The following is a 21,149-nucleotide window of genomic DNA, read 5'->3' on the forward strand; positions in this document are numbered from 1 at the left end:
CATTGGCCGGTCGGCCGCGGGAGCAACTCGTGGAAAGAATCGATGTGGCGCTGATCGGCGCCGGGCGCATGGGCCAGGTGCATGGACCGAATGCGGCCCGGCATCCCGGCCTGCGGTTGAAGTACGTGGTCGACCCCAGGCCGGAAGCCGCCGAGGCGATGTGCCAGCGCTTCGGCGCGCAGGCCGCGAGCCTGGAACAGGCGCTGGCCGACCCCTCGGTCAAGGGCGTGCTGGTGTGCAGTTCCACCGACCAGCACCTGTCCAACGCGCTGGCCGCGGTCGAAGCCGGCAAAGCGGTGTTCTGCGAGAAGCCCATCGACCTGGACCTGCAGAAAGTGCTGCAGGCGCGCCCGCGTTTCGAAGGCGCGTGCTTCCTGCTCGGCTTCAACCGGCGTTTCGATCCGCACTTCAAGACCTTGAAACAGAAGCTCGATGCGGGCGCGGTCGGCAAGCTGGAATCGCTGCAGCTGATCAACCACGATCCGGCCTCGCCGCCGCCTGGTTTCATTCCCACCAGCGGCGGCCTGTTCAAGGATTTCACCATCCACGACCTGGACATGGCGCGCTGGCTGCTGGGCGAAGAGCCGGTGCAGGTCTACGCCACCGCCAGTTGCCTGGTCGATCCGGAAATCGGCCGCCTCGGCGATGTCGATACCGCGCGCACGGTGCTGAAGACCGCGTCGGGAAAACTCTGCGTGATCTCCAACACGCGCCGCAGCGGTTATGGCTACGACCAGCGCATCGAGGCCTTCGGTTCCTCGGGCATGCTCAACGCGGGCAATGTGCAGCGGGACACGCTGCAGACGCTGACCGAAGCCATGGTCGCCGGCGCGCCGATCCATCCGGGTTTCGCCTCGCGCTACAGCGATGGTTATCGCGACCAGATCCATCATTTCGCCGACGTCGTCCATGGCCGCGCCGAACCCTTCGTGGGCTACGCCGACGGCGTGGCCGCGCTGGTCCTGGCCGAAGCCTGCGAAGCGTCGATGCGCAGCGGCACCGTCATCACTCTCTGAGGGGAATCCACATGCACAAGGTCGTACTCATCGGCGCCGGACGCATCGGCCGCATCCATGCGAAGAACGCCGCGTTCAACCCGCGCATCGAACTGGCCGGCGTGGTCGACGCCATCGACGCGTCCGCGCAATCGCTGGCCGCCGAATACGCTTGCCCGGTACTGAGCCTGGACCAGGCGATGGACGATCCGTCGGTCGCTGGCGTGATCATCGCCAGCTCCACCGATACCCACCTGGACTACAGCGTGCGCGCCGCGGCCACGGGCAAGGCGATCTTCTGCGAAAAACCCATCGACCAGGATCTCGCACGCGCGCGCAGCGCCGCGAACGTATTGTCGAAGGCGAAACTGCTGCTGGCCTTCAACCGTCGCTTCGATCCTAACTTCCAGGCCTTGAAGGCGCGGCTGGACAGCGGCGCCATCGGCACCCTGGAAACCCTGCAGATCACCTCCAACGATCCCAGCCCTCCCCCGCCCTCCTATGTCGCCGTGTCCGGCGGCCTGTTCAAGGACATGGCCATCCACGACTTCGACATGGCGCGCTGGCTGCTGGGCGAAGAGGCAGTCGAAGTCTATGCCGCGGGCAGCTGCCTGGTGGATCCCGAAATCGGCAAGCTCGGCGACGTCGATACCGCACGCACCGTGCTCAAGACCGCCTCGGGCCGGATCTGCGTGATCTCCAACAGCCGCCGCTCCGGCTTCGGCTACGACCAGCGCATCGAGGCCTACGCCTCGGCCGGCATGGTCCGCGCCGACAACGTCACCGAAAGCACGGTGCAGGTCTGGAGCGAGAACGGCGCCGCCGCCGATCGCTTCCAGAACTTCTTCCTCGACCGTTACGCCGAAGCCTATCGCCGCGAGATGGACCACTTCGCCGACATGCTCGACGGCGCCGATGCGTCGGTCGGTTACGCCGATGGCGTGAATGCGTTGGCGCTGGCGGAAGCGGCGGCGGAATCGGTGAAGACGGGGGCACCCGTTCGCATCTGAAGTTCCCGGCAGTCGCGCGGCAAGAATCGACCGGGCTGCGCCACTGGAAACAATGACATCGAGACCCACTGCCCTCTACACGCATCCAGCGTGCAGCACCCTAAAGAGCACATGCTTCCCATCCCTGCGGAGTCGCGCTGGTCGAGTCGCCTTTGAAATTTCCCCGTAGGGTGGTCTGGGCCCATTGGTCCGCATCGGCGAGCTGCGCCGGCGTCAGGTTCGCTGCCGCTGCCGCTAATTGCTGGTCGAGCCTGGCAACGCGGTGTTGTTCCGCACCAAGGCGATAGAGCCGGAGATAGCGATAGTGCTGCACCGGATCGGCACCGACCAACCCGGCGAGCAGGCCCTGCGCGCCCGGCTCGTAGGCTTGCTGCAGCAGATCGACGACTCGCCAGTCGCCTGCGGCGAGGCCGGCCTCCATCATCGCCGAAGTATTGTTGCGATAAGCCTGCAGCGTTTCCGGATGCGCGAGCAGGCTGCGTGCGTCATAGAGCGGTCCACGGCCGAGATAGCATGCGCGCGCGTCCTCATCGCCGAGCCGCGCCGCCTGGGCGAGATTCGGAACCAGGGTATCGAGCATCTCATCGCTTACGCCAGCGCATAGCGCCTGGTTCTCATGCACGGATTGCTGGCGCACTTTCATCGTATCGAACAGGATCTGGTAGGTCCGAAGCTGTTCCGGGCTCATGCCGTCGGTTTTCTTGTTGGCCAGGTCCCCCGTCACACCCTTGTTCCTCCACTCCGAACCGCGTAGCCGGTTGCAACGGTCGAGATCGCGGAACAGGCGCGTGGCCGCAACTGCGTCTCCCGCATTCGCACGCGCCTGCAGGTCCGTGAACGTGGCTTTCAACGGCACGCCAGGTGCCGGCAGCGGCCCGCCAAGAGCGACGGCGACGGAGGTCGGCCTGGTGGTGGATGGCGGCAATTTCCCAGGAGTCTGTTCTGCCGCAACAACCGCAGCGTCTACGCCTGGGGTATCGGCCGGTTCCATTTCAGGCGCCGCGCGGCCGAGAAGATATGCACCGATGATCGCTGCAAGGAATGCACCGGGAATGAGCAGGGTTCTTTTATTCATGCGGATCCACCTGCACGGAAGAATACGTCTGCAGCGGCATGCGGTGCCATGTCACTCGTAAGGGAATCCACACGGGTCCCATCCTGCAACCGTCGATTCGGTCGAGTTGCCGGCATTGAAGTTCGTATGGAAAGTCGTCTCTGCCCAGGCGTCGGCTTCGGCAAGCTGATCCGGGATCAGTTGCGCCGCGGCGGCCACCACCTGCTTGTTCAACTTTTCAACAAGGTGCGGCTCCGCGCCAAGGCGATAGAGCTTGAGGTAACGGTAATACTGGTAGGGATCGGCGCCCAATACGCCAGAAAGCAGGCCCTGCGCGTCTGGCTGGTAGGCGTTGCGAAGCAGGTCCACGACTTTCCAGTCGCCGGCAGCAATGCCTGAGTCGATCATGGACGAAACGCTGCCACGATAGGCCGCAAGCCATTCCGGATGGTTCACGAAGCCGCTTGCATCGTAGTTGGGCCCACGCGACAGATAGCAGGCGCGCGCATGCTCCTCGCCGAGCCTGGCCGCCCTCTGCAGATTGGGCACCAGGGATTCGAGCATGGCATTGCTGGCCCCATCGCACAGGTTGTGGAGTCTCTGCATATTGCGCTTGTTGGATTCGACCGCGTCGAGCTGGGCGCGATACTCCTCCAGTTGATCGGGCTTCATTCCACCGACCTGTTCGTCCAATACTTCCTTGGCATGGCCTGATATGGCCCAATCGATCCCCCGGAGGCGGTTGCAGATGCTGAGATCGCGGTATAGCCGGGTCGCAGCGGCAAGGTCTCCAGCATCGGCCCGGGCCTGCAATTGAGGGAAGGACAGCCGCAACGGCGTTCCAGGTGCAGGCAAAAACATCGACGCGAAAGCGCCCGCCTGTTGTCTGCCGGCCATCGGCGGTGGCTTGGCGGCGTTCACTATGGACGGCGTCGGAAGATCCCCTCGTGCCGGCCATTGCCCATGCGCGCGGAATGCGAAATAGGCTGCGGCAAGCACCAAAGCCCCAATGGCCGGAATTAGAAAACGTTTCAAGGGCATGGGGAGATGCTATCGGAAAACCGCAGGTCAGCACAAAACCGACCTGCGATGGAAATCATCCGTGAATTTCCCGATATTCCCGCAAGCAGCAGCAAAGCTACTGCTCGCTAGCCAGCACGTATTGTGCGGCCGCTATCGCGGCTTCGCTGTTCATGATCGCGGTGTTCTTGCCGGCTGCCGATGGCAAGCCTACTTTCAGGTTCACCGCGCCCGAAACCAGAGCATCCAGCACCTGCGTGACTATCGGCAAGCCCAATGCGATATTCCCGCATCCGCTTGCCGCCGGCACAGAGAACGAGTTGTCTACGAAGGTAGCTCCGCTGGTCTGAAGGTAGCCGATGTAGTTCGGCTCATCGGTCCACACGATCTGTGTCGTGCCCGGGTCGCCGGAAATAGGTTGATTCGGGAGCGGCGGACTTGTCGTGCCCGTCTGCAGGTTGATGATGATCGGATTCTGCGGCGTGCCGATATAACAGTTGTTGCCGAGGAAAGGATTCTGCAAACGCACTCGAACGGCCAAGCGCAATGCCGTGTTGTCGTTGACGCCGTCATTCGGCGGGTACAGGGCGTTCGAGAGCGTGGCCTGGCCCTGTTGAACCAGTTCCATGGTCGCCGTGACATCGTTTGCCGTACCGACGATGCTCCAGAACGCAAGCCACAACGGGTATGGCCAATCAGACCTTGGATTCATGATCCCCAGCAAGCCACCAGGCACCTTGCCCGGAGGGGCCGCGAGCGTCGGGGCGCCCACTGCGTCGTACAGGGGCGATTGCGCCAGGCTTTCTACTCCGCCTTGCAGGACGATCGGCTTATCGATCGGCAAGGTCGTGCTCCCGATCTTGAAAGATCCGGAACCGGTCACGCTGTACAGGCAACTTCCGACGTTGGTATCTGTATAGGGGCAGTACTTGAACTGCGCGTACGCCCCCGTTGGCGTAGCTCCGATTGCGACAGGTGCCCAGGCGGCACCCATCATCACTGCCAAAGCAAGCGTTAGATTACGTCTGTGCATGATGTCTCTCCAATTCAATGCGTCAATCCGCAAGCGCTGTGGGCATGGACACTCACCGGCCTGGAACCAGGGCGCCGTCCCCGGCGCGACATTTAATGAAAATCCCGTCGACCTCGGATGGCGGAAGAGGCTGGCCGCCCCTTCCACCATCCCTTCTCTGCCTAATCACGGAACCCGTTCATTGACGAGCGTGCGGTCACGGAAAAATGGCATCCACGACCGGGCTGGAACTCAGGTGCGGAGAAACCGAGTTGACGGTACATAGCCCAAGCGCGCCGCTGAAGGAAAACACGCCGCTATTGTTCAGGGTGCCGGTCACATTGCCAGGGCAGGTGGCGCCGAGCGCCGGGATCGTCACGCTGACACTGTTGACCTTGACGTTCCCGGGCCCCGCATCGCTGGTCGGTGGGGAAATGGTCCACGGCAAGCCATTCGAAGTGATGGCGTCGCACGCAGCGCTGTAGCCCAGGGTGCCCGGCGCCCTGGTTTCGAAATCGGCAGCGGTGACGCTTGCCGTTCCGCTTGCGGTGACGTTGACCGTCAACTTGACCGAGTCGCACGGGAGCGAATTGCCCAGGACGGTCGCGTTGGTCTTTCCGGTAAAATTGCTGCTGCCTGCGCCTCCTACCCGCGAATAGCTGGCAGCGAAAGACGTTGAGGCAGCAAGCATGCTCGCTACGGCCAAGGTACCGACAAGAACTTGTTTGAATGTGGACATGGCTTCAATCTCCATCTACAGGTTATCGATATTCAGGCGGTTTCCCGTCCGACCTTTGCCGCAGGTCAAGTGCTGCGGTGCCACTGGTTGAACCGCATCTGCGACTCAACCAAAACGGTGGGCCTGCCCGGCTTGTTCAAGCAAGTCGGTCAGAAGAAGCCCTTGCGAATACTGAATCCGATAATTCTTGGATCCTGCAAGAACACGTTGGTGGTCAGGCCGCTGTCGTCGCTGTTGAGGAAAGTGCCGGTGATCGAGTCGTCGTCCAGCAGGTTCTTGGCGTACAACTGCACGCTCAGGTCGGCGCCGGGCTTGTACCAGGTGAGCGATACGTTGACGTTGTGCCAGCTGTCCAGGCGATCGACCTGGTCCTGATATACGCGTGCCCAGCTCTTGCCCTGGTAGTACAGGTCGGCGCGCACGGTCAGGTCGCTGTCGCCCAGGGCGAAGGTGTACTGCGGGCTGAGGCTGACGGTGATCTTGGGCGCATTGGGCAGGTCGTTGCCGCCCAGGTCCTTGGTGAAGCCGGCACCGCCATTGGGCGCGTCCACGGTTGGGTCGTAGGTGAAGCCGTAACGCTCTGCCCAAGGGCCTCCCGGCGTGAACCCGCCGGGTGCCGTTGGCAGATTGACGGTACAGAAACTCTGCAGGACATTGGTCGCGTCGGGAGTGAACTGCTGCCCGCTGTAATGCGATTGCAGCACGGTCTCCACCAGTTCCCTGGGTGCGATGCAGTTGGACGCCAACTGGATCCAGGGCCGTATCAGCACCCAGTCCGGATTGCCGGCGGTGCGGTCGAGCACGTCGATGGAGCGCTCGCCATCGGCGATGCGGGTGCGCAGCAGGCCCACATTGCCGCTGAGCTGGAAGTTGGCGGTTGGCCGCCACACCGCTTCCAGTTCCGCGCCCCAGGTCCTGGCGTCGAAGTTTTCGTTCAGGGTGGCGCGGTCGACGATCTGCGAGACCTGGTAGCCCTTGTAATCGTTGTAGAACAGGGTGCCATTGAGGATCAGCCGGCCATCGGCCATCACGTTCTTCATGCCCAGTTCGAGGGCGTTGACGTACTCGGCGTCGAAGCGCGGGTCGCGCTGCGTGAAGCTCAGGTAGTCCGGGTTGGCGTCGATGCCGGGCGAGTTGGTGCCGCCGGCCTTGTAACCGCGCGCGACCGAGGCATAGAGCAGGGTGCTGTCGGTGAAGGACAGGTCCGGCGACCAGTCCAGCACCAGGCGCCCGGTGGGCTCGTTCCAGATCTGGCGGATGTCCGGCTGCGCCGGATAGCCGCCGTTGACATAGCCGCCGCCGAGATAGCCCGGCGTGAGCAGGGCCTGGCTGGGCACTGGCGTGGTGGTCTTGACGTCGTGGGTCCAGCGCAGGCCGGCGGTCAGGCGCAGGGTATCCGAGAGCTTCCAGTAGCCCTCGCCGAAGATCGCGCTGGAGCGGGTACTGGCCAGGTTGCGGCTGCGGAAATAGTTGTGCCCCTGCCCGTCCAGCGCGCCGATCGGGTTGGGATCCACATAGATGCAGGAGAAATCCCCGAACTCGCGCACCGGCGCACCGAGCTGGCAGTTCTCCACCACAGGACTGCCAGCGAAACCGGTGCGGCTGTAATAACTCCTGGCGATCGCGGTGAACAGGTTGTTGAAGACGTAATAGCTTTCGTCGATATCGAACTCCAGGTAATTGGCGCCCAGGCTGAAGTTGAACGCGCCGTCGTAATCCGACTGCAGGCGGAACTCCTGCGACCACTGGCGGCTGTTGGCGTCGACAAGGTCGCTGGCCAGCATCCGGTCCGAGCACCCCAACTGCGGGTCGCAAAATACGCCGCCGGGAGCCAGATCGTAGGCCGGCCCCAGGGTGAAGTCCGGAAGGAACTGGACCAGGTTCGATGACGTGTTGTTGAACACAGGGTTGGACTGGAACCGCCCGTAGTCCTGGGTGGACCAGTAGCGATCCTTCGTGTACAGAGTCTGCGAGACGAAATGCAGGTGATCGCCGATGGCCGCATCGAAGTTGAACTGGGCGATATCGTTCGAGGCCTTGAACCTGGGATCGTAGGTGGTGGCGATCTCGCGCAGGTTTCTCGATTGGATGACGCCCGCATATGGATCCACGCCCGTGGGGATCAGCGTCCCTGCGCCAACGAAGTTGCCGTCGGCATCGGTGGCGTAGCCGGTGAGACCGGCCAGCCCACCCGCCGCCAGCACATAAGGCAGGCCAGCGCCGTTGGGGGTGCCATAAGCGGCATCGTTGTACATCGAGCCATCCACACAGCCCTGGCTCATGTAGTTGCGGTCCAGTGCGGAGACGGCGGTGCCGCCTATGGTTTCCGGTCCCGGATCGGTGTGGCACAGCTGCTTGCCGCTGCGCGCGCGGCTGTCGTCTTCCTGGAAGTGCTCCCAGACCAGGCTGGCGTTGAAACGCTCGCTCGGCTTCCAGGCCAGCGACGTACGGACTCCCAGGATGTCGCGGTCGTTGACGTTTTCCTTGGTGACGGTGTTGTAGTCGTAACCGTCACGCTTGGTGTACTGCGTGGCCAGGCGAAAAGCGAAGCTGTCGCTCAGCGGCACGTTGATCATGGCGTTGACGCGGCGGGTGTCGTAGTTGCCGAACTCGCCCATGGCATTGGCCTCGAATGCCTCGGGGTCGGCCAGGTTGGGGATCATGTTGACCACGCCGGCGGTGGCATTGCGCCCGTACAGCGTGCCCTGCGGGCCGCGCAGCACCTCGACGCGCTCGACGTCGAAGTATTCCTGTTCGAACAGGCGGTTGCGGATCATCGGCGCGCTGTTGAAGCTGATCGCCACGGCCGGGTCGGTGGTCACCGACAACGCCTGCGTGCCGATGCCGCGGATCTGGAAGTTGTAGCTGGCGAAATTGGTCTTGGAAAAACTGACATTGGGTACGGCAGTGACCAGGTCGCCGCCGCTTTCGATCTTGCGGTCGTTGAGGTCCTGCCCGCCGAAGGCGCTGATCGCGATCGGCACCTTCTGGATGTTCTCGACCTTCTTCTGCGCGGTTACGACGATGGTGTCGAATGTAGTCGCGTCAGCCGCCCTGCCGCGCGCGGCTTCGGGTTCGCCTTGCGGTCCGGTGTCCTGCGCGCCTGCCTCCTGTGCGGATACAGCAGCGGCCGTGGAAGGCGTGGATGCCGCCCCATCGAGGATGGCGATGGTGCTGTCGCCCACCTGCTGGAAGACCAGTGGAGTGCCTGTCAGCATCAACCCGAGCGCTTCGGGCACCGAGTAATTGCCTCTTATCGGAGGCGTCTGCAATTGCGCTACACGTTCGGAGGAGAACACCAGGGTGATGTCGGCCTGCCTGGCCAGTTCGTTCAGCCCCAGCGTTGCTGCCTGTGCCGGGATATCGAAATCCTTCTTCGTCTCCGATGCCGCGGCGTTGACCGCCACGCTCATCGCCAATGCGCAGACCAGCGCGTTGCGCAATGTGTTGTGCCGCAATGCGGCCCGCATGCGCACAGGGAAACACACACCGTGATCGTGCATTTTCAATCCCCCCCCGGGGTGTTTTACCAGTTGTGAAATATCCGGCTCTCCCAACAAAGACGGGATAGCCGTCGGTTTCCGCTATCGCTTCGCTTCTTTCTGTTTTTGCTTGCCTGGCGCCGCACCTTGTCCAGTGCTTTCGATCCTATGCAAGTTGCCCGCGCCACTTTGGTCCGGGCTGCAGGAACTGTGACCGCAGACGGTGAAAACGCCTTGCCCAACCTGTTGATAGCCCAGGCCCGTGCCGGTCAACAGCAATCCCAGGCCCTGGTTGATGGAGTACCGACCACGCAGTTCACCGGTGACGGCGTGTGCCACCAAGTCGTAGGAAAAAACCAGCGTGATATCCGCCTGACGGGCGAATTCGTTCAGTCCCGCAGCAGCGGGTTGGCGGGGAACGTCGAAGCGCCGCAGCGTAGCCTGCTCGCTGCAACCAGCAGGCAATGCCGCAATGGCCAGCAGGCTCGCCAGCATGAGCCGATGCAATTGCGTGGGCTTGCCCATAGTTCCTGCTTTCCCCGGTTCCTTGAAATGGCGAGGTCAATTTCAAACGACTCGCCTCCCAAAGACGGGGCAGGAAAGATTTTCCTCTACTGGTTGCGCCCTTCATTCGATGCGAATGAAGAGTCGAAGCGCCTGGTTTCACGGCGATCGCTTCGGTAAGAAGCCGCCCATCGAACACCGGGGCGCGAGATTCACCTAGGCGCGGGGCTCGATATAGACCACGCGATCCGACGCACGACGCGTCTTGACCGGCAGCGCCTTGGTCAAGGCTTGCAGGAAATCCTCGACATCACCCGCAGTGAACCGCCCACCCACCCGCAGGCTGTTGAGGCTGGGGTCGGCGATGATAAGCCGCGTATCCGTGTAGCGGTTCAGCTCCGCAACGGCAATGGGCAGGGTCTCTCCTTCGAACACCACCGCGCCCTCGCGCCAGGCCAGGGTATTCGACAATCGCGTTGAACTGATTGTTTCGACCGGCGCGGTCGTTCCCGTCGCGGCCAGCTTCTGGCCCACTCCCAGCGTGCGCTTCAGTGGCGTCGGCTTCGTGCCTGCGGCAATCGCAGGCTGCGGCTCGGCTGAGTCCACTTCCACCCGGCCTTCCGCAACGATGACTTCGACATCGTGCTGATCGCGTATCCGCACATTGAATTCCGTGCCAACCGCGCGAATCACGGTATTTCCGGCATGCACGTAAAAAGGCCGCTTCGCGTCGTGCGCGACCTTGAACAAAGCCTCGCCCTTGCGCAGGGTGACGTCGCGACGTCCGCGCACGAAGTTGGTTTCGATGATGGTATTGGTGTTGAGCTCCACCGTTGAGCCGTCGGCCAGTTTCACATTGCGCTGCTGCCCCACGGCCGTCGCCACGACCAGGGCCTCGTTGTCGCGCTGGAACCAGTACACCGTCGCAACGGCAAGTATCAGCGTGGCCGCCACCGCCAGCGGGATGAAACGGTTCATGACCCCTCGCCGATGCAGCGGCTTGCCCGTCGTCGGGCGGGTCAGATGCTCCTGCTCCGCCACGAATGTGGCGACTTTCTCGTCCCTCCTGGCCTCGGCCAGGTGGTCGAGCGATTCCCAGACCCCGTTCATCTCTTCGAAAGCACGGCGGTGGCGCGCGTCCTTGCGCAGCCATGTTTCAAACGAGTGCCGCAGTTCTTCAGATCCTTGTCCGTCGTCAAGCCGCCAAACCCAGGCCGCGGCCTCCTGGTCGATTTCCGCCGTCGATTTGAATTGGATGATCCCACTCATGGGCCACTCCTTTTATCCCGCCGGAAAGAGGCCTGGACGACTGTGTCTATTCCACTTTCTCCTTCTTTGCCGTGCTCACGCAGGTAATCGCGGCACCTGACCAATCCCTTCACCACGTGTTTCTCGATCGTGCTCTGCGCGATACCCAGCACCGTCGCGATTTCCGCCTGCGACAGCTTGTAGACTTTCCTCAGCACGAATACGCGACGACAGACAGGGGGCAAGCTGTCCACCGCGGCGCAGAATGCTTCGAATCTACGCCGGGCATCCAGTTGCTCTTCAAGCAACGGCATATTGGACGAGACGCCCAAGGCATCGAAATCCGCCACTGCATCGGTGGCGCGGCCCGCACGCCTGCGTCCCACCTCGATCGCCAGATTGTGCGCGATGGTAATGAGCATGGCCTTGGGAGATTCCACCAAGGCGAAATCCTTGATGGCGTAGATGCGCAGATACGCGTCCTGGATCACGTCCTCGATATCGTCTTCCGTATTCAGGTACTTCCGCAGGTAACGCTGCAGCATCGCCCGGTGGCAAAATACCTGATTGAGGAACCATTCGTGGCGGTCGTGCTCGCGCAACATGGCATTGACCCGGCGATTCGATTCGAGGAACTGCGCCGATTGCCGATTGATGCGGGCGAGGCTGGCGTCCAGCTGCATACAACGCCAACCCGCTCGATTTGTAAAGGCTCCAGGCCATTCCTTGTCTGCCTACCGATGGTGAATAGGGCAATTGCTGGAGGCAATGGCGGAAATCCGTTCTTCATCCGTCTTGCCATGGTTCGACTATCCATGGCAGTTGCAACCAGCTCGCTGGATACGCGGATCGGTCGGCGCGCTATGCAGCGCCGGTTGTGCGATGCGGATCTGATTACGTCGCGGACTGAATATCAGGCGTCGCCCGCTGACCGATACCTGCCCGCGCGATCCGCTCCGGACCTGCTGTATGCGAACCCGTTCCGGATCGAAAGCGGGCCCTGATAGGCATGCCCTTCAGGGCACGGTATTGCGGCGTACCGGCTCCGCGAGCCTCGAAAGCATAGTGGACGCTTCGGTCGGTTACGCCGATGGCGTGAACGCGTTGGCGCTGGCGGAAGCGGTGGCGGAATCGGTCAGGACCGGGGCGCCCGTGCGGTTTTGATCATCAGCCGCCACGGAAGGGCCGTAGGAGCGACGCCAGTCGCGATGAAATCCTGGCATTGTCGATTCCGCGACTGACGTCGCTCCCACGGGAGCTGTGTCTGGTGGGCAGCATCAGCTACGTTCTCTCCTGCGCATCGCCCGCGACAGCAAGTGTCCGTGCTATTGCATGATCGAGTGAACCTGGCCCGTTCTTCCCTATGGATGCCATGGCCTGTTTCGTTTCGACCTTGATGACCAGGGTGGAATGACTGGCATGTTGCCGGGAAGCGGGCGACGAACCGATTCGCCGCCCGCCGTTGGTCATGGCCTGGCCATCAAATTGGTCACGAGGAAACTCATCCGCAACGCCATCAGTTCGGGATTGCGGAACGCATCGCTAACCCCGTGACCGCCCTCTTCGTCTTCGTAGAAGTAGGTCGGCGCACCTGCTTGCTCCAATCGATACGCCAACTTGCGCGCATGGCCAGGACCAACCCGATTGTCTTCAGTGGAGATGGTGACCAGGAACGGCGGGTACCTGGTGCCCTTGCGCACGTTCTGGTACGGGGAATACGCCAGCATCGCGGCCGCCTGGACCGGATCGTCCGGGTTGCCGTACTCGTCCATCCACGCCGCGCCCATGCCCATGTGGCGCATGCGGATCAGATCGGTCAACGGCACGTCGCTGACCACTGCGCCGAACAGGTCGGGACGCTGCGTGCCCAGGGTGGCGGTGAGCAGTCCGCCATTGGACATGCCGAAGATGCCGATCCGATCGGGCGAGGTGAAGCCGGTCCTGACCAGATGTTCGGTGACCGCGATGAAGTCGTCATAGGAGTTCTGCCGCTTCTCGCGGATGGCGGCCATGTGCCAGGCCGAACCGCGTTCGCCGCCGCCGCGTATCGCCGGGATGGCGACCGAACCACCACGCTCCAGCCACAGCTTGAGCGCCGGTCCACCCATGACCGCATCGAAGTAGCCAGGGCGGAACGAGAGCCCGAAGGCTCCGTAACCCGTCATCAGCACGGGTTGCGGACCCGACGCCGGCTTGCGTGGTTTGAGCAGGAAGTAATCGATCGAAGTGCCGTCCTTGGACACGGCCGAACCGATCTCGGTGACGAAGCCGCTACCGTCCATGACCACCGGATCCTGCGCCAGCAACGACCGGCCGCCGTCTTCGCGGACCAGGTACTGGCTGCGAGGCGTGACGAAGCCGGCGATCGAGGCTACGAATTCGTTGTGATCGCGCTCATCGCCACGCAAGGTGATGGTTTCGCCTGGCGCGGCCTGCAACACCTGGCGATGCTTCCACTGCCCATCCGCGAACCTGGCGGCAACGACCCGCTGCCTGAGGTTCTGGTCGACCAGCATGAACACATCATCCCGCGTCGCCGCAAAGCCACCGAACGCCGCACCCACGAATTCGCCTTCAGCGGGCGCATACACCGCCGACAAGCGCTGGCCGTCCTGCGCATCGGCGCCGGTGTCGTAGGCCATGACAGTTTCGGCCTTGTAGGCCTTGCCTTCGATCACCGCATCCTGCGCCAGTTGCACGATGATGTGCCGCGAAGACGCGCCCTGCACGCCGAACGATTTCAGCGCGCGGGGAAATGGCAACAGCCGCGCATTCCCGGCGGCATCGATCAAGGCGACTTCGAAGGTGGAGTAATCGATGGCACGGGTGACCACGCCCTGCGTGGCCGCGCCGGTGCCGACGGTGGAGACCTGCAGGATGGCGTCGCTGGATTCGCCGCTGTAGGCAGGCTTCACGGCGTCCAGTGGTTGCCCGCGCGTCCACAGGCCGACCGTCGCCGGCCATCCGGCGATGGTCTTGGCCGCCTGGCCCAGGGTGTGCGCCACCAGCAGCTTGTCCGGCCCCATCCATTCGGCGAAGGCCCGCGACTTGCCCACCTTGAAGCCACCGGCGACGAACTCGCCCTTGGCGATATCGAACTCGCGGATCTCCACTTCGTCGCCGCCACCCGGCGACAGGCGCAGCAGGCAACGGGCGTATTCGGGCGCCAGGCAACTGCTGCCGAAGGTGTAGACCTGCAGTTCGAACGGAATGCCTTCGCGCTCGCGCAGTCCGGCCACGTCCAGCACCGTCTTCCAGCCCGTTGCCGTGCCCTTGGCATCGCGCGGCGCGGTCTGCAGCTGGCCATAGGGATGCGAGGCGTCGCGGAAGAAGCGCACCTTGCGCTCGCCCAGCAGGAACTGGTCGGGCTCGGCGGGCGCCTGCGCCAGCACCGAGGCCAGCTCCCTGGAGATCGCTGCCTTCGAGGGCAACGCACCGAGTCGCTGACGGGTCTTTTCCGTGGCCTCGCGCGCCCACGCCAACGCTTTCGCGTCGTGCGGGGATTCGAGCCATTGCAGGTCGTCGCCGGCCAATGCCCGACCATTGGCGAGGGTCATCGCCAGGACCAGCAGACTGGCGGAAGTACCGATGGATATCTTCATTATAGGTGTCCTGTGATTGGAGAAAGGCCGCGGCTCAGTAGTCGTAACGGAACAGCACGCCGTAGCTGCGCGGCTGGTAGCGATTGGCCGCGCCCAGGCGCAACAGGTTGCCGTCCGGATCGAACTGACTGGCGCTGCGCGCATCGATGGCGCCATCTTCATCGGTCAGGTTTTCGCCATACAGATACACGGCCCAGCCCGCTGGCGACTCCAGTCCGATGCGTGCGCCGAGGCGGGTGCGCGCATCGCCTGGCGTGCCGGCCGTCAGCGCGGTTTCGCGCGCGGACTCGTACTGGGCAAGGCCGGATGCGATGGCGCGCAGGTTTTCGCCCACATCCCAGCCATACGAAGCCGAGGCATTGAAGGTGGTCCTGGGCACGTTGTAGACCGGAGTGCCCTTGAACAGCGGTGTTCCCGGCACGTCGGCCGAATAGGTGGCGTCGATGTAGCTGCCGCCTGCCTGCAGGGTCAGGTTGCCGTTCGGGGTGTAGACGACGTTGAGCTCCACGCCCTTGTTCTTGGTGCCGTCCGAATTGGCCAGGCCGTTGATCTGCGGCGTGATCGGCACGCGCACCGCGACCCCTTCCCAGTCGCTGTAGAAGATGGCGCCTTCGAGCAGGACCTTGCCCTCGGCCAGGATCGACTTGGCACCCAGTTCGTAGGTCCAGATCGTGTCCGGATCGATGGTGGATGGCAATTCGACGCCATACATTTCCCCGAGCAGGATCGAGCTGATCGGCTGCAACTGGCCCGAACGGAAGCCCTTCGCCGCGCTGGCGTAGAAGGTGGTGTCCTCGGACGGCTTGTAGGACAGGCTCAGGCGTGGATTCCAGCTGTCGAAAGTGGCGTCCAGCGTGGACACGCTGCCGTCGCTGGCGATGTCGGCGCCATCCACCTCGTCCTTGAAGTAGCGCAGCCCACCGGTAAGCGCCCATTGCGTATTGAGGTTCAAGGTGGCTTCCCCGAAGAACGCGTAGGCGTCGTTCACCTGGCTCGAGGTACTGCTGAGGATGCCGGGGATATCCACCACATCCTCACGCACGGCCTTGCGCAGGTAGTAACCGGCCGTCCAGTCGAGCTTGCGTTCGCCGGTGGAAGCCCAGCGCAACTCATGGGTGCGCACGCCGATGTCGATGACCGCCGTCAACGGAAGGCCGGGGGCCAGATCGCCGAACTGACCGAAGGTCAGGTCGCCATCGGAGAACACATAAACCAGTTGCGAATTCTCGAAATCGTAGGTGCTGGTCAGGCTGGTGGAATCCCATTCGTTCTCGTTGGAGAGGAACGAATCGTTGGTCATGTCGTCGTAGGCGGCATTGGACGCGGCCTTGCTGTCCGACTTGTACTTCCAGTACGCCAGGTCGATGTTCCAGTCGGCGGTCGGCGCGAAGCGCAGCTTGGCGCGGTGGGTGCGGATGTCGTTGTCGTTGACGTTCTTCTCGCCGGTCGCGGCGTTGTCGATCCAGCCCGGCGTGGTTTCATCGGTGACCGCCACGCGCAGCGCCAGCTTGTCGTCGATCAGCGGCACGTTGGCGTAGGCCTTGGCGCCCCGGCCATCGCTGCCGCCGCTGACCCGCGAGGCATCCAGCTCCACGCCGGCCGCGAAGCGATCGAAATCGGGCTTGCGGGTGATGATGCGCACCGTGCCGCCCATCGAGCCTTCGCCGAACAGCGTGCCCTGCGGCCCCTTGAGGATTTCCACCCGGTCGATATCGAACGAGCGCGCATCCGGATACCACGGCACGGTCACGCCGGTGAACGGGGTTTCGTCGATGTAATAGCCATTGTCGTTGCCACCCAACGAGCTGGAAACGCCGCGGATCTGCACCTGGGTGAAGCCGCCGCCGGTATCGATGGACGAAGCGCCGGGGGTGATGTTGATGACGTCGGTGACGTTCAGCAGCCCCATCGCATCGATCTGTTCGCCGGTGACCGCGCTCATCGCGATCGGCACGTCGATCTGGCGCTCGTCGCGCTTGCGGGCGGTGACGACTACATTGCCCAGGGTGACCGCTTCCCGTGCCTGTCCGGTCGCCGGCGCTTCATCGGAAGCGGTCGCCGCTTCCTGCGCCTGCGCGCCAGGCGCAAGCATCAGGGCGACGACAATGCCCGTTGCCAGTCGGCCAAGCGCAGGAACACCGGCGCGGCGATGGGAGGTGAAGTTCTTGCAGGTGGACATGCGCATGGCTCCGTTGGCTGAGGGATAAGGGAACTGCCGGGGAGTCGGATACCGCCGACCTTGCCCTTTGATTCAGTCCCCATGACCCAGACGAAGCTGTGCCACAAAAGTGAAATGACTGGCCTGCCGCCCGCCGCCAGTGTCGCCATCGTCAGTACGAGTAGCGGAATTCGACTCCGAAGGTCCTGGGCCTGAGCCGGGTAGCGGTGCCGAAGGAAGTCCGGCCGTCCACGGCGCCATCTTCGCCGCCGAGGTTGTCGCCGTAGGCGTACCACGCCCAACCCCGGGGCGATTCGATGCCTATGCGCGCACTTGCCGACAGGATCGGATCGCCGCTGCTGCCGACGGTGAGCGAAGTGGATCGTCTGGAGTTGTAGAGGCCAGAGGCCGAGGCGACAGCGGTCAGATCCCCGCACACCGGCCATGCATAGCTGGCCGAGGCGGAAGCGGTGAACTTCGGAACGTTGTAGACCTTCGATCCCTTCACCAGCGGCGTGTCCGGCACGTCGGCGACATAGGCGGCATCCACCGCGCTTGCGCCCAGCTCCAGGCTCAGGTTCGAAGGTGCGGCGTAACGGATGCCCGCTTCCACTCCCCGGATCAGCGCGCCCTTGGAATTGGCGATGCCGTTGTTCAATTCGTCGATGGGGATACGTACCGGGAGTCCTTTCCAGCGGCTCTGGAAAACCGCTCCCTGCACCAGCACGCGCTTGTGCGCGAGCAATCGCTTGAAGCCGATTTCATACGACCGGATTTCGTCCGGCGCGATGGACAACGGCAGCTCGATGCCGGCCGCCTGGGCGGCGACCAGGGAGGTAACCGGCTGCAGTTGGCCCGAACGGAATCCGCTGGAAGCGGTCGCATACCAGAGATGGTCCGAAGACAGTTGGCGCGCGACCACCAATCGGGGATTGACGCTTTCGAAGGTGGAATCGATGGCTGAATTTCTTACGCCTTCAGTTGCCAGAGCGTTCACGTTGTCGATGAAATAGCGCAACCCGGCGGTCAGCGACCACGCGCCATCGCGGGTCCGCACGGTTCCTTCGCCATAGATCGTGTCGGCGCGATTGGACTGGGCAGCCGCCGATGCCGATCCGGCGACGACCAGGCGATCGGCCCGCGTCGCACGTCGGTGCGAGTAGCCGGCGACCCAGTCCAGACGGTCGTCGATGGAATAGCTCCAGCGGAACTCGTGCGCACTCACATCCACCCGGATCGAGCCGCTGCCGTCCGCACTGGGGGTGAGCTTGCCATCCAGCGTGTAATCCAGGCTGCTGTCGGAATACAGATAGGTGAAACGGGAAGTCGAAGTCAGGTAGCTGGAGACGAAACTGTCGCTCCGCCATTGCGAGCGCGTTCCCAGCAAGGCGGGCGCCTGGCCATCGTCGGCGGCGGCATAGCCGCCGCCCGGCGCATCCGAGATCGAACCAGCATGGTTGAAGTCGGTCAGCCAGTGATCGCCCGGCGACCAGCGCAGGCGCGCCCTTCGGGTGGCATCGTCCTGGCGGTTCACATCGCGTCTTCCGCTGGCTGGATCGTCGATCCAGCCCGGCAAGGTCTCCTGCGTGGCCACCACGCGCAGGGCGAGGCGATCGCGGACCAGCGGTACATTCGCCATCGCCTTGCTGCTGCTTCCCGCTTCGCCGCCCTGGGTGCTCGCATAGCCCAATTCCGCCTTCGCGGCGAAGCGGTCCAGTTCGGGGGCATGGGTGAGGATGCGGATCGTGCCGCCCAGCGAACCTTCGCCGAACAGCGTACCTTGCGGACCCTTGAGGATCTCGATGCGATCCAGGTCGAAGGCGCGCGTATCGGGATGCCAGGGCACGGTAAGGCCGGTGAACGCTACATCGTCCAGGTAGTAGCCGTTGTCGTTGCCGCCAATGGAACTGGAAACGCCGCGGATCTGCAACTGGGTGAAGCCGCCGCCCGCATCCACGCTGGCCACGCCCGGGGTGAGCCTGGCCACTTCCGCGGCGTTCTCCATCCCCAGCGTTTCCATTCGTTCGCCGCTGACCGCAGACAGCGCGAGCGGCACATCGATCAGGCGTTCGTCGCGCTTGCGCGCGGTCACCACCAGGGTCGCGAGGTTGGTGGTGGCGACCGCTGGCGACTCGTCGACCCGCACCGGCGCGCGAGGGACGGGTTCGATCCGCGCCCCCGCCGGCGACACGACGACCATGCCATCGGGCTGGATCGCGAACTCGAAAGGGCTGCCACCCAGCAATCGCCTCAACGCCGACGCCGGCGTCATGATCCCGCTCACGGCCGCACTGCGTCCTGCTTTTCCGAAGTCCCCCACCGCCGCCAGTTCCACTCCGGCCTGCTGCGAGAACGCGAGCAGCGCCTCGTCGAGCGGCTGCGGAGGTATATGGAATTCCCTGCGCGAGGCGCTGCGTTCGGCCGCGATCGCCGGGACCGAAGCAGCGAGCAGGAAAAGAGCGGCGGTTGCGCCGCGCAATCGACGGGTCATGCCGATCGCCCCCATCGAAGCGCCGGCTCCATTGCCATGGGCGACGACGACCGCTGCACCTTCAATCGGCCATGCTATGGCGTTTCCACCGGGGCCGATGGCGACTCCCGTCGCGGCGATCCGCCCTCGGCGGGGCGGCGGCGCGCCGCCCGCAGGGTCAGATCGCCCTGCCTGACCACTTGCAGGTGCAGCGCGCGCGCCAGACCTTCCACCCAGTTATCGATGCTGGCGCTGTCCCAGCGTCCGGTCACCAGCAACTTGCCCATCGAGGCATCCTCCAGCCGCAGCGGAATCCGCGAGTAGCGGTTCAAGTCTTCGATCACGCTGGCAAGGCTTTCGCTCTGATAGACCACGCTTCCCTCCCGCCAGGACATGGCCCGGTCCGCGTCGACCGGCTGCGGACCTTCGAGTCCACCCTCGGCGCTATACCTGATGCGCTCGTTCCTGCCCGCTTCGCGCGGCGCGGGCGGCGTCGAATCCAGGCCTTGTCGCTGGCTTACGCGGACACGCCCTTCATCGACCACGACGGCAATCCTGTCCGCCCCCCGGTAGCCCACGCTGAATCTCGTTCCGATCGCCAGGCCGACGATGCCGCCGGCCTGGACCCGGAACGGCCGCGAGGGATCGTGCGCCACTGCGAAATGGGCGCGGCCGCGCTCGAGCACCAGTTCGCGCCCCGCTCCCGCCAGGTCCACGGTCAGGCGGCTGTCCGCATCCAGATCGACCGCCGATCCATCGGCCAGCACGACATGGCGCCGCTCTCCCTTCTCGGTCGCCAGCACTTGCGGGACCGGCGGGGTCGTGGCCGGACGAAGCTTGACCAGTCCCACCGCGATAACGCCGCAGGCCGCCGCCATCGCGGCGGCGACCCACCAGCCTGTCCGGCGACGGGGATGCCGGGAAATCCGCCGGCTGGCGTTCGATCTGTTCCTGATGGCGTCGTCCAGGGATTCCGAAGTCACCGAGGCCGAGGCCTCCCACAGCGCACTGACGTCATCGAACGCGCGGGCGTTGGCGGGCGAGCGCGCCATCCAGTTGCCCCAGGCCTCCAGTTCCGTATCCGGAACATCGTCCTCCTGCAGCCGGAGCAACCACTCGCTGGCTTCCTGCAGTGCGATCTTCCGGCCGTTGTTGTCCGCTTTATTCATTTCCCTCTCCCGCAAGATCGTCCGTGATGCCGTCCAGGTGTTGCTGGCAGTAAGCCAGGGCCCTGGCCACATGGATCCTCACCATGCGTTCGGTCAGGCCCATCCGCGTAGCGGCTTCGGCGAAGCTGAGTTGTTTGATGCGCACCAGACGGAACGCCTCGGTGCAGTTGTAGGGAAGCTCGGCCAGGATGGCGGGAAGCCGGTCGACGATCTGCGCTACGCGCGCCGAGCGCTCCGGGTTCGCCGCAGGATCGCGCCACAAACCCAGATCGTCCGGCTCCGGCAATTCCATGTAGGCGCGCTTGCGGAGCAGGTCGGTGGCCAGGTTCTGGGCGATCCGGAACAGGTAGGCGCGATGATAGCTGACCACTTTGTCGTTACCCACGACCAGAAGCTTCGCATAGGCCTCCTGGGCGATCTCGCGCGCATCCTCGTAGGAGCCCAGTCGCAATTTCAACATGCGGACCAGCGCCTGGTTGAAGTCCTTCATCAGCTCTTCGGCGGAGACAGGATTCTCCGCCTGGCGCGCCTCCCCGCTAACGGACAGGCCTTCCGGGTTGTCTTTCGGGTTTGTCATGCCTGGAGAAGACGAATGATCGGGCCAAAATTGAAATTCGGGCCGATCGCCAAAAAACAGGACACCCAGGACACCGGGAATTACTCGCTCTTCAATGCCTGGCTTCTAC

Annotated in this window: 15 protein-coding genes; 2 read left to right on the top strand and 13 right to left on the bottom strand. The window is 63.7% G+C overall.

Annotation, left to right across the window (positions count from 1 at the left end):
• The first annotated feature begins 29 nt into the window (after positions 1-29).
• Positions 30-1,016 carry an inositol 2-dehydrogenase gene (iolG, locus tag CSC74_RS05875; protein WP_211369553.1) on the top strand — a complete coding sequence of 329 codons (987 nt, stop codon included), beginning with the start codon at positions 30-32 and terminating at the stop codon, positions 1,014-1,016.
• An 11-nt stretch (positions 1,017-1,027) separates the two neighbouring features.
• The gene (gene iolG, locus CSC74_RS05880; protein ID WP_162313436.1) at positions 1,028-2,005 is read left to right on the top strand and encodes an inositol 2-dehydrogenase; all 978 of its coding nucleotides are present in this window, start codon (positions 1,028-1,030) and stop codon (positions 2,003-2,005) included.
• A gap of 100 nt (positions 2,006-2,105) precedes the next feature.
• Here the strand turns inward: iolG (CSC74_RS05880) and CSC74_RS05885 are convergent, their stop codons facing one another.
• From CSC74_RS05885 to CSC74_RS05945, 13 genes are all read right to left on the bottom strand, one after another.
• Positions 2,106-3,080, bottom strand: coding sequence for a hypothetical protein (locus CSC74_RS05885; protein ID WP_162313437.1), 975 nt, complete (start codon positions 3,078-3,080; stop codon positions 2,106-2,108).
• A 51-nt stretch (positions 3,081-3,131) separates the two neighbouring features.
• A complete protein-coding gene (locus tag CSC74_RS05890; protein WP_162313438.1) occupies positions 3,132-4,100 on the bottom strand; it encodes a hypothetical protein in 969 nt (322 codons plus the stop codon).
• Positions 4,101-4,197: 97 nt separating this feature from the next.
• On the bottom strand, positions 4,198-5,112 hold the full coding sequence (locus tag CSC74_RS05895; RefSeq protein ID WP_162313439.1) for a hypothetical protein: 915 nt from the start codon (positions 5,110-5,112) through the stop codon (positions 4,198-4,200).
• A 196-nt stretch (positions 5,113-5,308) separates the two neighbouring features.
• Positions 5,309-5,845, bottom strand: coding sequence for a hypothetical protein (locus tag CSC74_RS05900; protein WP_162313440.1), 537 nt, complete (start codon positions 5,843-5,845; stop codon positions 5,309-5,311).
• Between the two features lie 134 nt (positions 5,846-5,979).
• Positions 5,980-9,333, bottom strand: coding sequence for a TonB-dependent receptor (locus tag CSC74_RS05905; protein ID WP_211369554.1), 3,354 nt, complete (start codon positions 9,331-9,333; stop codon positions 5,980-5,982).
• An 81-nt stretch (positions 9,334-9,414) separates the two neighbouring features.
• Positions 9,415-9,837 carry a hypothetical protein gene (locus tag CSC74_RS05910; RefSeq protein ID WP_162313441.1) on the bottom strand — a complete coding sequence of 141 codons (423 nt, stop codon included), beginning with the start codon at positions 9,835-9,837 and terminating at the stop codon, positions 9,415-9,417.
• A gap of 195 nt (positions 9,838-10,032) precedes the next feature.
• Positions 10,033-11,085: a FecR family protein gene (locus CSC74_RS05915; RefSeq protein ID WP_162313442.1), complete on the bottom strand. Its 1,053-nt coding sequence runs from the start codon at positions 11,083-11,085 to the stop codon at positions 10,033-10,035.
• Complete coding sequence (locus CSC74_RS05920; protein ID WP_162313443.1) at positions 11,082-11,747, bottom strand: RNA polymerase sigma factor; 666 nt, start codon at positions 11,745-11,747, stop codon at positions 11,082-11,084. The genes CSC74_RS05915 and CSC74_RS05920 overlap by 4 nt, the downstream gene beginning before the upstream one ends.
• Before the next feature lie 783 nt (positions 11,748-12,530).
• Positions 12,531-14,666, bottom strand: a complete 2,136-nt coding sequence (locus CSC74_RS05925) for a prolyl oligopeptidase family serine peptidase (RefSeq protein WP_162313444.1) — start codon at positions 14,664-14,666, stop codon at positions 12,531-12,533.
• 34 nt (positions 14,667-14,700) lie between these two features.
• Positions 14,701-16,845, bottom strand: coding sequence for a TonB-dependent receptor (locus CSC74_RS05930; RefSeq protein WP_162313445.1), 2,145 nt, complete (start codon positions 16,843-16,845; stop codon positions 14,701-14,703).
• A 151-nt stretch (positions 16,846-16,996) separates the two neighbouring features.
• Positions 16,997-19,315: a TonB-dependent receptor gene (locus CSC74_RS05935; RefSeq protein ID WP_162313446.1), complete on the bottom strand. Its 2,319-nt coding sequence runs from the start codon at positions 19,313-19,315 to the stop codon at positions 16,997-16,999.
• 74 nt (positions 19,316-19,389) lie between these two features.
• The gene (locus tag CSC74_RS05940) at positions 19,390-20,463 is read right to left on the bottom strand and encodes a FecR family protein (RefSeq protein WP_162313447.1); all 1,074 of its coding nucleotides are present in this window, start codon (positions 20,461-20,463) and stop codon (positions 19,390-19,392) included.
• Positions 20,456-21,040, bottom strand: coding sequence for an RNA polymerase sigma factor (locus CSC74_RS05945; protein ID WP_162313448.1), 585 nt, complete (start codon positions 21,038-21,040; stop codon positions 20,456-20,458). The genes CSC74_RS05940 and CSC74_RS05945 overlap by 8 nt, the downstream gene beginning before the upstream one ends.
• Positions 21,041-21,149: the final 109 nt, after the last annotated feature.

It is taken from the genome of Pseudoxanthomonas yeongjuensis, from assembly GCF_010093345.1.
Lineage (GTDB): Bacteria > Pseudomonadota > Gammaproteobacteria > Xanthomonadales > Xanthomonadaceae > Pseudoxanthomonas_A > Pseudoxanthomonas_A yeongjuensis.